Consider the following 13,383-nt stretch of genomic DNA (forward strand, 5'->3'; position numbering starts at 1 on the left):
ACCGCGATGGAAGCGCTGCGGTGTCAAGCCTGCACGTAGCTGCACGATCGCTGGTTCACGGGCGGTAGAACCGTTAGGAGCTCCAATGACTCATTCACATCTGAACTCGGCTCGCGTTTCGCTTCCTATCACGGCCGATCCTGTTCCAGCGCTTCCGCTCGATTCCGTGGCGCTCGAGGACGAGTACCTTTCCATCGCGCGCGAACTCGGCGGTGACGATGCCTCGCGCGAAGCTGGCGACGCGTCGCTACTTGCCGACGGAGCTCTCTACCATGGCGGGCCGGTGCAATGGGCGTTCGTTCCCAAGGTCTTCTCCTCCCGCGATATCGAATACCTCGCGTGGATTGCCGAGACCATGGGCCGCATCATGGACAAGGTGACCAGCGCCTTCATAGCCGATCCGCGCGTGCGCGCCGCCTTTGCACTCGATCCTGCAATCGAGCGTCTCGTCTGCATGCCGAACCCCTTCTCTGCTCAGATTCCCATCGCACGCGTCGACATCTTCCTCGACGAGCAGACCGGGTCGTTCAAGTTCTGCGAACTCAACACCGACGGCTCCTCGGGCATGCTCGTGACCGAGGGAGTTACCCGCGCGAATCTTGCTACGTTGTCCGGAAGGCGTTTCGCCGAGCGCCACCAGGTCGCCACGTTCGATATCTTTGATGCATGCGTAGAGGAGATTCTTAGCTGCTATCACGAAGCGGGAGGCACCGCCGCCCACCCGCGTGTCGTCGCTATCGATTTCGCGGAGAGCATCGTTGCCGAGGAGATCGAGGCGTTCCGTCCGGTATTCGCTGAGCATGGTGCAGACCTCCAGTTCAGCGATATCCGGGATCTCACCTATGAGCGGGGAGTTCTGCGCGATGCCCACGGCCCCGTAGATTGCGTGTGGCGTCGTGTCGTGATCTCGGAGATGCTCGAAAAGCGTTGCGCGGGCTCCGATGCCCTCATGGCGTGCGCAGCCGATGGCGTCGTTCCCATCGTGGGCGGTTTTCGTACCTGGCCGTGCGCCACCAAGACCGTGTTCGCCTTTTTGCATAGTCCGCTTGCGCAGGAAGTTCTCGATGAGGAGGAGCTCTGCTTCGTTCGTGCCCATGTGCCGCGAACCTATCTGCTCGACGAGTCGAGCGATCTCTCCGCATTCTGCGAGCGCGAGCACTGGATCGTCAAACCGCGGGATGGCTACAACAGCATCGGGGTACGGGCTGGGCGCGATTGCGATGAGGCGACTTGGAAGACGGTTCTTGCCGAGATGCGATCATCTGGCGGGACGGTGCAGGAATACGTCGTTCCGTACGCTACGGACAATTTCGAGGGCGGTGCGGCTTCGGCCGGTCGTGAGGTAGCTCCCTATATGAACATGGAGGGTCTTTTCCTTTTCGGCGGTCGGTTTGCCGGTGTGTTCACACGTTGCGGGCAATCAGCGGTTATCGGGGAGTTCGCGGGACGGCTGAACATGGGCTGCCTCGTTACCGAATAGGCTGCTATGGGTGGCTTTGATATCGAAGCGGGGCTGGCGGCGTATGCGTGCCTCGTTGTATACCACCTGCTGCTCGTCGGTACCGCGATCATCGATGCGCGGGAGCGAAGAGCGCCGAATCTGCTCGTTCTCATCATGCTCGCCTTCGCGTCGCTATCTCTTCTTTTGAGACAGCCCGCATCGTGGGCCCCGGTTATTGTCCTGACGCTTGCTGCATGCGGTCTGCTTGTTGCCCTCGAGGTGGCGTGGCGCCGTCTGCGTGGTTCAGCGGGGCTCGGCATGGGCGACATCAAGGTGCTTGGTACGGCGATGTTGTTGGATCCATGGTCTGCTCTGGGTGGATTCATCGGTTCGCTTGCCCTGCTCGGTGCGACCGCGCTCGCGCTTCGCAAGCAGAGCCTGCCATTGCTGCCATTCTTCTGCATCTCGTTCATCGCAGCAGAGCTATTGCTGCGCGTCGCAGCCTAGCAGCCTTCCATTGCGGCTCATCGCTCTTCGGCCTGCGCTCGTTTGCATCGATGCCTTTTCGCATTTATTGCTCAACGTGTTCCTGTGCCTTGTTCGCAGCGATAAGACTGCGCATAATTTGATTCTATGGGTTTCTGGGACCCATTCGCATGAAATATGCGCACATAAGTGCATGCAAAATATAAACGAATGAGCTTGACGGAAGCTCTAGAGAACAAAATACCAGGTACAAGTTTCGATAATTGATGGTTGCACCGATCTCTTCTGTTCAAAAATCCAACGAATGGGCTTCATGGGACACTCGAGCATCATTTGCTCCTCGAGTGGCATCGTGGGTGCGCTTATGTACCCAAATCATCATCGAGTGGTTCTTCGGGCATCGATGTCGACGCGATATGCGATGATGGGATGCAGAAGAAAGGTGGTGCGACATGACGGCGACCTTGAATGATGATACGCGCGCAAGTGTGCGGGCGCGCATGGAATCGATACCGGAGGCCCTTTCGCCCGAGCTCGTTGAACGCATGCGAGACGATCGGGCGCGGGGATGGTCGAATCCGTATCGTGCGAGCGACGGGGATGCGTTGCGCCGTGAGGAGCGCCCTGGTGATATCGCCAGCATCTGGCGACCTGCCTATGTGCGCGATGTCGAGAAGATCATCCATACGCCAGCTTATAACCGATATGCAGGTAAGACCCAGGTCTTCAGCTTCCGGGCTAATGATGATATCTCCCGCCGCGGCCTGCACGTGCAGCTCGTTGCTCGCATCGCGCGCGATATCGGCTTTGCACTCGGGCTCAACTGCGATCTCATCGAAGCCATCGGGCTCGGCCATGATTTGGGACACACACCGTTTGGACATGCGGGCGAGCGGTGCCTGAACGACGTCTTCCATGAGCATACAGGCCGCTGGTTCTTCCATAACGTGCATTCGGTTCGCGTTCTAGACGCTCTGTACGGGCGCAACCTCACCTTGCAGACGCTCGATGGGGCGCTCACGCATAACGGGGAGTACGAACAGCGCGTGTTCGAGCTTTCAGGCCTGAGCTCCTTCGAGGAGCTTGATCGAACCATCGAGGCCTGCTACACGTCTGGGGACATCGCAATCGGCCATCTCAGGCCCATGACGCTCGAGGGCTGCGTGGTGCGCATCTCCGATATCATCGCGTATGTGGGCCGCGATCGGCAGGACGCCATCGCGGCAGGTCTGCTTACAGATGACGCGTTCGAGGACGGGCTCGGCGGCGCATACAACTCATGGATTCTGACCCATGCTTCCGCCGACATCATCGAGCATAGCTACGGCAAGGATCGCATCGAGATGAGCGATGCCCTCTTCGAGGAGATCAGGCGCGCTAAGGCGGAGAACTACGCCAAGATCTACCGGTCGAGCGGTATCGAAGGCGAGCGCGCTGAGGAGCTCGCGCGCGCTTTCAACCTCATGTACGAACGATGCCTTGCCGACTTGAAGGCTCATGACGAGTCCAGCTTCATCTTCAGGCACCATATCGCCCGCATCCAGGAGCATCTGGCATACTACGACCGCGCGTATCGCTGGGAGGACGATCTCGATCAAACGGTCGTCGACTATATCGCCAGCATGACGGACGGATATTTCACCGAGCTCGCAACCAAGCTGTTCCCAGAGATCAGCTTCCCTGCGAGGACGTACATCAACCAGCAAGCCGAGCGTTAGGGTTATGGCGATGGAGACGCTGTTCACTCAGGTCGAGTCCGAGCGCAAGCTCGCCCATGCACCGCTCGCGGTGCGCATGAGGCCCACGTCGCTCGATGAGTACGTAGGTCAACAGAAGGCGGTGGGCCCAGGCTCTTGGCTCCGTTCTGCAATCGAACACGATGTCCTATCGAGCGTCATCCTCTACGGTCCTGCCGGTACGGGAAAGACGACGCTCGCGCACATCATCGCCGCTCATACGAAAAGCGAATTCGTCGAGGTTTCCGCTGTAACGGGAACGGTGAAGGATCTTCGTCGAGAGATCGAGGCTGCCGAGCGCCGTCTGATGTCCTTCGATAAGAGGACGATCCTTTTCATAGATGAGATCCATCGCTTCTCGCGCTCTCAGCAAGATGCGCTCCTGCATGCCGTCGAGATGCGGACCGTGGTGCTCGTGGGGGCGACTACCGAGAACCCATACTTCGAGGTCAATTCGGCGCTGCTCTCTCGTTCGCGGGTGGTGGAGCTTGGATACCTCACGGACGATGACGTAGCCGTCCTCGTGAGACGGGCTCTCAGCTCGCCCAAGGGGCTGGATGGTGCGTTTTCCGCTGATGATGAGGTGGTGCAGGCGATTTGCGCTCTTGCCGCGGGGGATGCGCGTGCCGCGCTCACGTCACTCGAGTTGGCGAGCGAGATCGCGCTAACCCGTCCGGACACGGATGGAGCAGTCCCGCCTCAAGAGGGCGAATCGATCCCCATCACCCTCGATGACGTCCAGATGGCGAATCCGCGTCGCGGGCTTTCCTATGACAAGTCCGGTGATATGCACTACGACATCATCTCAGCGTTCATCAAGTCCATGCGAGGTTCCGATCCTGATGCGGCGGTGTATTGGCTGGCGCGGATGATCGATGCGGGCGAGGACCCCAAGTTCATCGCGCGGCGCATCATGATAGCGGCGTCGGAAGACATCGGTAACGCCGACCCGCAGGCGCTCCTTGTGGCTGAGGCGGCATTCAAGGCAGCTGAGGTCATCGGGTACCCGGAGTGCCGCATCAACCTCGCCCAAGCTGCTATCTACAATGCTCTGGCACCTAAGTCGAACGCCTGTGAAGCCGCCATAGATGCCGCGCTTGCCGACGTTAGAACGTCGGGTCAGAGGGAGGTCCCCTCACATCTGCGCGACAGGCACCGGCCCGGCTCCGATGATTACGGAGACTACCTGTACCCACATGATTACCCCGAAGGATGGGTCGACCAACGTTATTTGCCCGAGGGCCTTGAGCGCGGGGCGTTCTGGCAAAGCGCGGGCAGGGGCTGGGAGCAGTTCCGATTTGAGCGGGGTCAGCATCATTCCCAGCCTTAATCTGCCGTCCGCCGTATGCCCGTCCTTCCTTGGGGTAGAATCAAACGGTCTGCATGTTCAACAGAGGAGGTCTCATGGAGCCCCTTCAGATTCTCATGATCGTTTTGATCCTTGCGGGTATCTGGGCTATCGTCGAGCTCGCGCTCACTATTCGCCGTGCGCGTTCGACGGTGGGCGAGGTCGATAAGGCGGTGGGCGAACTCAACGAGACCCTTGCCGAGACCCGTCCCGTTGTCGCCAAGCTCGACGGCGCGCTCGACGAGCTCACGCCCGCGCTCTCGCAGGTCGAGCCTTTGCTTAAATCGGCTAATATCGCGGTAGATGCCCTATCGGCCAACCTCGTCGAGGTCGAGGCTGTTGTGCGTGACGTTGCCCAGGTGACCGGTTCGGTCGCTACCGCTCAGGAGGCGGTTGCGGGCGTTGCCGATAGCGCTTCAGGAGCGGTTCAGCGCATCTTGGGCAAGATCAAGTCTCCAGCTGCCGATTCCGATCGCGTTCTTAAGTTCGTAGCGGAATCCGCACCTGATGCTGATGCTGCCGGTGCTCCTAGCGAGGCGCCGGCTGGCGACGATGCACCCAATCCTACCCGCTATTACACCTATGAAGATGCGGCTTCGGCTGCTTCCACCACTGAAGGCGAGGATGCCAATGCATAGCGAAGCCCCCTTCGATCCCATCTCGCTCACCCTTGCCCCGGACCCGCGGTTCGCCCGTTTGGTGCGCATGACCGCCGCGAACGTTGCTGCGCTTTCCTCGATGTCGGTCGAGCGCGTTGAGGATATACGCATGGCAGCCGAAGAAGCCTTTATCTTCGCTTGCAATGCGACCTCGGTCGACGAGGTTACGTTCACCTTTGAAGTGGATGGCGAGCACGTAGCGCTCGATGTTTCCCTCGGCGATGGGCCGCTCCCTGCAAGCGCTACCGAGGGACCCGCTGCCTATGTGGATCTCATCCTCGGTGCAGTCTGCGATTCGTATGAGAAGGTCACAACTCCTGCGCGATTGCACCTCGAGCTCAAGGCGGATGTCTGATATGGCACAGAAGACCACGTCGAGTAGGTCGGCATGGGATAAGCAAAAGACGCACGAGTTGTTTCGACGTTACAAGCAGCATGGCGACATGGATGCTCGTGAGCAGCTCGTCATGTCCCATCTCAACCTGGTTCGATTTCTAGCCAACAAGTTCAAGAACCGTGGGGAGCCTCTCGATGACCTGATCCAGGTCGGATACCTTGGCCTGCTCAAGGCCATCGATCGCTTCGACCCTGATCGCGGTCTCGAGTTCACCACCTATGCTACGCCTACCATCTTGGGTGAGATCAAGCGCCACTTCCGCGATAAGGGATGGAGCGTTCGCGTTCCCCGGCGACTGCAGGAGCTTTCTGCGAAGGTGAACCAGGCAACCGATACGCTCACCACGCAGCTGCAGCGTTCGCCGACCGTTGAGGAGATCGCCGATTTTCTTGATGCCAGCGTGGATGAGGTGCTCGAGGCCATGGAATCATCTTCGGCCTATAGCTCCGTTCCGCTGGAGGGAACGGGTTCCTCGGAGAGCGACGATGCTCCTTCGATCATCGACCGTTATGCTACCGAGGACAGCGAGCTTGCCTTCACCGACGACCGCCTCATCATCGAAGAGGCCCTCGAGGGGTTCTCACCGCGGGAGCGGGAGGTCATCGAGCTTCGCTTCTTGAAGGGCATGACGCAGATCGAGATTGCCGATAAGCTTGGTATTTCGCAGGTACAGGTCTCGCGCTTGCTGCGTCGCACACTCAAGAAGATTCAGGATAAGATCGATCCGGAAGGAGTCATGAGCAAATCATGACCGAAGGCGGCTTGAGCGAGCGCTCTTCCCAGGAATCCAAGCTGTCTGGCGCACGCCTGCTTGCGCTGCGCGTATGGACGGTGGTCGGGGCGATCATCATCGGAGTCGCCGTGCTCAACGTGCTCGGCATACTGGCTCCTGTTATCGAGTTCCTCGCCGTCGGCTCGCTCATCGCGTTCGTGGAGTCGCCTATCGTCAACACGCTCGAGCGGCGGGGTGTTCCCCGTGGCGCCGGAGCGCTCCTGGGGCTCATCGTCGTGGTCGCTGTCATATCGTGCCTCATCATGGTGATCGGCCCCATGATCGCGGAGCAGGTCCTCGAGGTGCTCGCCCGCCTGCCTAACCAGCTTCGCGGTCTTGGCGAGTGGGTTGTGCAGTTATCGCGCGACTTCGAGGCGCTTTCGCAATCATCGTGGGCAAGCCAGCTTGATGATGCGCTGACATCGCTTGCCGATATGGCATCGGGCTATATCACCCAGATTGCCGGCGACGTGGGCAGGGGAGTGTTCCCCTTCGTTTCGGCGTTTGCCTCGCAGCTCTTCATCGTGTTTTTGGGACTCGTGCTTGCGTACTGGCTCGCGCTGGACTATCCGTGCATTCATCGCGAGATCGGCGCCATCGTCGGCGGCGAGCATGAGACGAGCTATCGTTTCATGGTCGCTATCCTCTCGCGTTCTGTGGGCGGTTACATGCGCAGCATGGTCATCACGTCCCTTGTGAACGGCGCGCTTGCCGGTATTGCGCTCGCTATCGCCGGGCACCCCTACGCTTCGCTCATGGGCGTTCTTACCGGGCTCTTGCATCTTATCCCGGTGCTCGGTCCTTGGATTTCGGCGTTCGCGGCGACGCTCCTTGCGCTATTCTACGACCCGATACTCGCTGTTTGGACGCTCATCATCTGCATGGTTGCCCAAAACCTCACCGACAACGTGATCTCTCCTAAGGTCATGCAGTCGACGGTCCAGATCCATCCCGCTATGAGCCTTGCTGCCCTCGTGGTCGGTTCATCGCTTCTCGGGGCGCTCGGCATGGTGATCGCCATACCGCTGTGCGCGGCGCTAAAGGGCCTGTTCATCTTCTACTTCGAGAAGCAGACGGGGCGGGCAATCGTCTCCTATGAAGGGGCGATCTTCAAGGGTACGCCGTTTCGCGATGGGCAGAACCGCCCGGTGCCGGCATTCGATGCCCTGGGCGAGGACAGCTTCGTCACAGATTCCGAGCTTCTGGACGACGAAGTGGCTCCGAGTGGCTCGGCGGTGCCAAAGCCCGAGCTCGATAATCCGTGGGGCAAGATCGCGTTTCCGCACCTTCATGGTGATCTGAAGAGCGATCGCGACGCGGCGAGCAATGATGACGACGGTCGCTAGGAGAGCTTTCGCGAGCTAGGTAGCGCCATCGACCACCACGCATATGGCCTTGCGCACCCTCGATGTGTTCAAACATGATGCCTTGACGAGGCGCACGCTTTACCGGCGCATGGGCAGCGCGGTTTGGCTATACTTATGACGTTTTCGCTTGCATGATGCACCTAACCAAGGGAGATTGCTCAATGGCTGCAGAGTTTCCGTCCATGACCACCGCCGAGATTCGCTCGTCGTTCCTTTCCTTCTTCGAGGAGCGCGGCTGCAAGGTGTTCCCCTCGTCGTCGCTCATCCCCGACGACCCCTCCTTGCTGCTCGCAAACGCCGGCATGAATCAGTTCAAGCAGTACTATCTTGGCAAGAAGACCATGAAGGAGGTCGGCGCCGCTTCGTGCCAGAAGTGCGTGCGCACCAACGATATCGATGTTATCGGCTCCGACGGACGACACCTGTCGTTCTTCGAGATGCTCGGTGACTTCTCGTTCGGCGGCATCCCCAAGGCGGAGGCGTGCAAGCTCTCGCTCGAGTTCATCACCGATGTGCTGCACCTACCGATGGATCGCCTCTACTTCACGGTGTTCACCGATGATGACGAGTGCTTCAAGATCTGGGAGGACCTCGGCGCCCTGCCGGGACACATCTCCCGTCTTGGTGAAGATGACAACTTCTGGGCGGCCGGTCCTACCGGCCCCTGCGGCCCCTGCTCCGAGATTTATTACGACCAGGGAGAGGAGTTCGGCTGCGGTAGCCCCGACTGCGCTCCTGGATGCGATTGCGACCGATACCTCGAGTTCTGGAACCTTGTGTTCACCCAGTACGATCGCCAGGAAGACGGCTCGATGCCGGAGCTTCCCCACCGCAATCTCGACACGGGAATGGGCCTCGAGCGCATCGCCGCCATCATGCAGGGTGCGCGCTCGAATTACGAGACCGACATCCTGCGCGGCCTGATCGCGCTCGGCGAGAAGATCGCGGGGGTCGAGTACATCCCCGGTGTCTACGAGGGCGCCTCGCGCAGCCTGCGCATCCTTGCCGACCATGCGCGAGCGGTGACCTTCATGCTCGCTGACGGCATTCGCCCAGGTAACGAAGGGCGCGGCTACGTGTTGCGTCGCCTTATCCGCCGCGCGATCATGCACGGCCACCTGCTCGGCATTCGCGAGCCGTTCATGTGCCGCTATGCCGATGCGGTCATCGATATCATGGGCGAGCACTATACCGAGCTCGTCGAGCGCCGCGCGCTCGTTCTCAAGTTCCTCGAGAGCGAGGAGCAGCGCTTCACGGCTACGATCGAGAACGGCACCGCATACCTCGATGACGCCCTCGCAGAGCTCGAGGAGGGCGGAGTGCTCGATGGGCGCCGGGCGTTCACGCTTCACGATACCTTCGGTTTCCCCATAGACCTTACAGTCGAGATCGCTGAGGGTCGAGGCTATACCGTCGATATCGATGGCTTCGAGGCCGCTATGGCAGAGCAGCGCGAGCGAGCCCGTGCCCAGGTGAAGGACGTCGCGTGGTCCAAATTCGATACCGTGTGGCTCGCCCTTTCCGACACGCTGGCCCCTACGGAGTTCGCAGGGTACGACGAGACCGAGCTGGTCGCTCGCGTCGTCGCCATCGTGAAGGACGGCCAGGCCGTCGATTCCGCTCAGGCGGGGGAGCGCATCGAGGTCGTGCTCGATCGCACCCCGTTCTATGGTGAGCGCGGCGGTCAGTGCGGTGACACGGGCGCCATCTCCTCCGAGGCGGGCCTCAAGATGCGCGCCGCTGATACCACATGGCAGGAGAAGGTCATCGCTGCGCATGCGGGCGTCGTCGAGGCCGGTTCGGTGTCCGTTGGCGACGAGGTGCTCGCTTCGGTCGATGCCGTGCGTCGCGAGCGCATCCGCCGCAACCATACCGCTACGCACCTGCTGCATGCCGCATTGCGCCGCGTGCTCGGCACACACGTCGCACAGGAGGGTTCCTATGTCGACGATGAGCGCCTGCGTTTCGACTTCACGCATTTCTCGCCCATGGCCTCTGATGAGATCGCCAAGGTCGAGCAGACGGTGAACGAATGGATCTTCGCCGACCTCCCCGTGTCCACCAAGGTGATGGGCATCGAGGAGGCCAAGGCTTCCGGGGCCATGGCGCTGTTCACCGAGAAGTATGGCGATGAGGTCCGCGTCGTTTCGTGCGGTGACGTCTCGAGCGAGCTCTGCGGCGGCACGCACGCTCGCAATACCTCCGAGCTCGGATTGATGAAGATCGTCTCCGAATCCTCGACGGGTGCGAACATCCGCCGTATCGAAGCCGTTACCTCTACTGGTGCCCTAGCGTACCTGGATGAGCGCCTCGCCCTTCTTGAGCAGGCGGCGGCCGAGCTCAAGTGCCGTGTAGACGAGGTTCCCGCTCGCGTCTCCTCGTTGCAGGAGAGCCTGCATGCCACCGAGCAGAAGCTCAAGGCGGCGCTTACGGGCGGCTCCTCGGATGCGATCGGCCATGCCATAGAGGCTGCTGAGGACCTCGGGTCTTACAAGCTCGTGGTGGCGCAGCTCGAGGGGCTTGAGGCGGCGGATCTGCGCAACGTATGGGATACGGTGCGTCAGAAGGTTCAGGGTCCCGTCGCCTGCGTTCTCGCTACGGTCACGTCCAAGGGGCAGCCGGCGCTCCTTGCTGGCGCTACGGACGAGGCGGTAGCTGCTGGCTTCAAGGCCGGGGACATCATCAAGAAGATCGCTCCGCTCGTTGGCGGCGGTGGCGGTGGCCGTCCCCAGATGGCGCAGGCGGGTGGCAAGGATGCGACGGGTATCCCGGCCGCGCTTGAAGCTGCGCGTTCCGCACTTGACGCCTAGTCGTTTGCCTATGGTCGCGCTCGCGCTCGATATCGGTGAGACCCGTATTGGCATTGCCGCCTCGGATGGCTCGGGGCGGCTTGCCATGCCTGTTAAGGTTCTGCCTGCTGCGGAGGTCGTTGGCATGTCGCGGAGCTTCCGTTATGTGCTCGAGGACCATGAGCCCGATGTGCTCGTCTGCGGCTTGCCCAAAACCCTGGCCGGAGAGGACGGGCCCCAGGCAGAACGCGTTCGCGCCGTCGCACATGAGGTGGCGGGGAATTGCGGCCTGCCGGTAGAGTTCGTAGACGAGCGCCTGTCATCGCAAGAGGCCAAGCGCATTCTCCGCGAGCAAGGCCTTAGCGAGCGCCAGATGCGCGGGCGCGTGGACATGGTCGCTGCGAGCCTGTTTTTGCAGGCATGGCTCGATGCGCGGCGAGAAAGCAAAAAAGCCTAGCTTATGCAAGGTTGCATGGAAAGTTTAAGCCGACCTTAAGACTGCGGTACACTACTAGCCGATATATTCTCCACCACACATTCGCGCGTTTGACGCGCCCTAACCGAAAGGGGCCCTGTGGCGTACCAAGACGGCAAGAAACCTCGGCATACGGCAGGATCGCGTTCTAGCGGTTCGTCTCAGCGTCCCGCCGGTAAACGGTTCTCACAGAATGGATCATCGAGCCGTCCGCAAGCATATACGCCTTCGTCGTACGGTGCGGGCTCCTCGCGCGCGGCCTCCCATCGCGCTCGTACCTCCGGGGCCTCGCATGCGCGGCCCGGGGCGCATGGCGGTGTGCACCGCGCGGGAGTCCAAGCGGCATATACCCGTAAGGGTGCGCAGCAGCATGCCAAGCAGCCCGTCGTTCCCCTCATCATCGCCATCATCGTGGTTCTCGCGGTGTTCGCTGGCATCGTCTTCGTGGGGGTTCCCGCTATCCAAGGATTGTTCCAGGGGGAGCATGAGCCTGCGGTCGAGGCGGGTATCGAGGTGCAGATCAACATCCCCGAGGGCGCCTCGGGCGATCAGATCGCCTCCATTCTCTCGCAGAATCACATCATCGAGGACCCGCAGAATTATTATGCGGCGGTGCGTGAGCTTCAGGCGGATACCCAGCTCAAACCCGGTGACTACATCTTGACAACGGGGATGGACCCGCTCGATGTCGTGCGTCAGCTCATTGCCGGCCCCAATGTCGATACGATAAACCTGACCATCCAAGAAGGCCTCACCGTCGACCAGACCGCTGCCCGCGTGGAAGAGACGCTTGGCATTCCCGCCTCTGATTTCCTGGCTCAGGCAAAGGCATCGAACTACGTTGCCGACTACCCGTTCCTCGAGGGCGCGTACAACGACTCGCTCGAGGGCTTCCTGTACCCCAAGACCTATAGCTTCACGGACGAGCCCACTGCTGATGAGGTCATTCGGGCCATGCTCGACCAGTTCGAGATCGAAACGGAGGGTCTCAACCTCACCGATGGGGCCAACGGTCTCACCTTGCAGCAGCTCGTGTCGCTCGCCTCGCTCGTCGAGCGCGAGACCGCCGTGGCAGATGAGCGCCCGCAGGTTGCGAGCGTCATCTACAACCGTCTCGATGCTAACATGCCGCTCCAGATCGACGCCGCGATCGTATATGCGCGTGGTGGAGGTTCGGGTACGGTGACCTATGACGACCTCGAGATCGACTCCCCGTATAACATCTATCAAAACACTGGCCTCACCCCCGGGCCCATCTGCTCGCCGAGCGTCTCCTCAATCGAAGCAGCTGTGTCCCCTGCCGATACCAACTACCTCTACTACGTCCTCTCTCCTGATAATGATGGTACGCATCGTTTCAGCGAGACCTATGATGAGTTTTTGGCCAACCGCGAAGAGTATGTGGAATCGCGCTCATGAGCATCTTCTCCCCGAAACGCTATGTCGCCGCGGTGGACCGTATCGACCTCGATGAGCTCTACGCTCAAGGCAAGCGCGCCATTCTGCTCGATCGCGACAACACGCTCGTGCCCCGCGATCGCGCCACCGCGCCAGATGAGGTCGCAGCATGGCTCGACCATGCGCGCGACCTTGGCATGCAGCTGTGCATGGTTTCCAACAACTGGCACCATGACCAGGTCATGCGCTCAGCTCGAGAGCTCGGGATGGAAGCGATAGGCTTTGCCCTGAAGCCCTTGCCGTTCGCGCTTCTCAAGGCCATCCGGCAACTCGGCGTGGCAAAAGGGGAAACCGTTATGGTGGGCGATCAGCTGTATACCGATGTTTGGTCCGGTACCCTTGCAGGCATCGATACCATCCTCGTGAAGCCTCAGACGACGGTCGATCTATGGTACACGCAGATCTTTCGTATCTTCGAGCGGCGCGCCCTGCGTGATCTTGCCTGCGAGGATTAA

General features: G+C 60.6%; 12 protein-coding genes. All 12 read left to right on the forward strand.

Annotated elements, in window-relative coordinates:
* The first annotated feature begins 85 nt into the window (after positions 1-85).
* On the forward strand, positions 86-1,480 hold the full coding sequence (locus tag C1717_RS04625; protein ID WP_102372047.1) for a hypothetical protein: 1,395 nt from the start codon (positions 86-88) through the stop codon (positions 1,478-1,480).
* Positions 1,481-1,486: 6 nt separating this feature from the next.
* Positions 1,487-1,948: a prepilin peptidase gene (locus tag C1717_RS04630; protein WP_102372048.1), complete on the forward strand. Its 462-nt coding sequence runs from the start codon at positions 1,487-1,489 to the stop codon at positions 1,946-1,948.
* A gap of 431 nt (positions 1,949-2,379) precedes the next feature.
* The gene (locus tag C1717_RS04635) at positions 2,380-3,645 is read left to right on the forward strand and encodes a deoxyguanosinetriphosphate triphosphohydrolase family protein (protein ID WP_102372049.1); all 1,266 of its coding nucleotides are present in this window, start codon (positions 2,380-2,382) and stop codon (positions 3,643-3,645) included.
* Positions 3,646-3,655: 10 nt separating this feature from the next.
* The gene (locus tag C1717_RS04640; protein ID WP_102372050.1) at positions 3,656-4,993 is read left to right on the forward strand and encodes a replication-associated recombination protein A; all 1,338 of its coding nucleotides are present in this window, start codon (positions 3,656-3,658) and stop codon (positions 4,991-4,993) included.
* Between the two features lie 74 nt (positions 4,994-5,067).
* The gene (locus tag C1717_RS04645; RefSeq protein ID WP_102372051.1) at positions 5,068-5,649 is read left to right on the forward strand and encodes a hypothetical protein; all 582 of its coding nucleotides are present in this window, start codon (positions 5,068-5,070) and stop codon (positions 5,647-5,649) included.
* On the forward strand, positions 5,642-6,025 hold the full coding sequence (locus tag C1717_RS04650) for an ATP-binding protein (RefSeq protein ID WP_102372052.1): 384 nt from the start codon (positions 5,642-5,644) through the stop codon (positions 6,023-6,025). The genes C1717_RS04645 and C1717_RS04650 overlap by 8 nt, the downstream gene beginning before the upstream one ends.
* 1 nt (position 6,026) lies before the next feature.
* Positions 6,027-6,818, forward strand: coding sequence for a SigB/SigF/SigG family RNA polymerase sigma factor (locus C1717_RS04655; protein WP_102372053.1), 792 nt, complete (start codon positions 6,027-6,029; stop codon positions 6,816-6,818).
* Positions 6,815-8,185, forward strand: a complete 1,371-nt coding sequence (locus C1717_RS04660; protein WP_245859470.1) for an AI-2E family transporter — start codon at positions 6,815-6,817, stop codon at positions 8,183-8,185. Before C1717_RS04655 ends, C1717_RS04660 begins: the two co-directional genes overlap by 4 nt.
* 182 nt (positions 8,186-8,367) lie before the next feature.
* Positions 8,368-11,016: an alanine--tRNA ligase gene (gene alaS / locus C1717_RS04665; protein ID WP_102372054.1), complete on the forward strand. Its 2,649-nt coding sequence runs from the start codon at positions 8,368-8,370 to the stop codon at positions 11,014-11,016.
* A 10-nt stretch (positions 11,017-11,026) separates the two neighbouring features.
* Entirely contained in the window at positions 11,027-11,452 is a 426-nt protein-coding gene (gene ruvX / locus C1717_RS04670) for a Holliday junction resolvase RuvX (RefSeq protein WP_102372055.1), read from the forward strand.
* A 336-nt stretch (positions 11,453-11,788) separates the two neighbouring features.
* The gene (gene mltG, locus C1717_RS04675; RefSeq protein WP_245859471.1) at positions 11,789-12,889 is read left to right on the forward strand and encodes an endolytic transglycosylase MltG; all 1,101 of its coding nucleotides are present in this window, start codon (positions 11,789-11,791) and stop codon (positions 12,887-12,889) included.
* Positions 12,886-13,383 carry a YqeG family HAD IIIA-type phosphatase gene (locus C1717_RS04680; protein WP_102372056.1) on the forward strand — a complete coding sequence of 166 codons (498 nt, stop codon included), beginning with the start codon at positions 12,886-12,888 and terminating at the stop codon, positions 13,381-13,383. The genes mltG and C1717_RS04680 overlap by 4 nt, the downstream gene beginning before the upstream one ends.

Source organism: Enorma phocaeensis (assembly GCF_900186505.1).
GTDB lineage: Bacteria > Actinomycetota > Coriobacteriia > Coriobacteriales > Coriobacteriaceae > Enorma > Enorma phocaeensis.

Excerpts from the sequence above, each read along its gene's own strand:
- C1717_RS04625 (WP_102372047.1), top strand. The coding sequence starts at position 86 with ATGACTCATTCACATCTGAACTCGGCTCGCGTTTCGCTTCCTATCACG.
- C1717_RS04630 (WP_102372048.1), top strand. The coding sequence starts at position 1,487 with ATGGGTGGCTTTGATATCGAAGCGGGGCTGGCGGCGTATGCGTGCCTC.
- C1717_RS04635 (WP_102372049.1), top strand. The coding sequence starts at position 2,380 with ATGACGGCGACCTTGAATGATGATACGCGCGCAAGTGTGCGGGCGCGC.
- C1717_RS04640 (WP_102372050.1), top strand. The coding sequence starts at position 3,656 with ATGGAGACGCTGTTCACTCAGGTCGAGTCCGAGCGCAAGCTCGCCCAT.
- C1717_RS04645 (WP_102372051.1), top strand. The coding sequence starts at position 5,068 with ATGGAGCCCCTTCAGATTCTCATGATCGTTTTGATCCTTGCGGGTATC.
- C1717_RS04650 (WP_102372052.1), top strand. The coding sequence starts at position 5,642 with ATGCATAGCGAAGCCCCCTTCGATCCCATCTCGCTCACCCTTGCCCCG.
- C1717_RS04655 (WP_102372053.1), top strand. The coding sequence starts at position 6,027 with ATGGCACAGAAGACCACGTCGAGTAGGTCGGCATGGGATAAGCAAAAG.
- C1717_RS04660 (WP_245859470.1), top strand. The coding sequence starts at position 6,815 with ATGACCGAAGGCGGCTTGAGCGAGCGCTCTTCCCAGGAATCCAAGCTG.
- alaS (WP_102372054.1), top strand. The coding sequence starts at position 8,368 with ATGGCTGCAGAGTTTCCGTCCATGACCACCGCCGAGATTCGCTCGTCG.
- ruvX (WP_102372055.1), top strand. The coding sequence starts at position 11,027 with ATGGTCGCGCTCGCGCTCGATATCGGTGAGACCCGTATTGGCATTGCC.
- C1717_RS04680 (WP_102372056.1), top strand. The coding sequence starts at position 12,886 with ATGAGCATCTTCTCCCCGAAACGCTATGTCGCCGCGGTGGACCGTATC.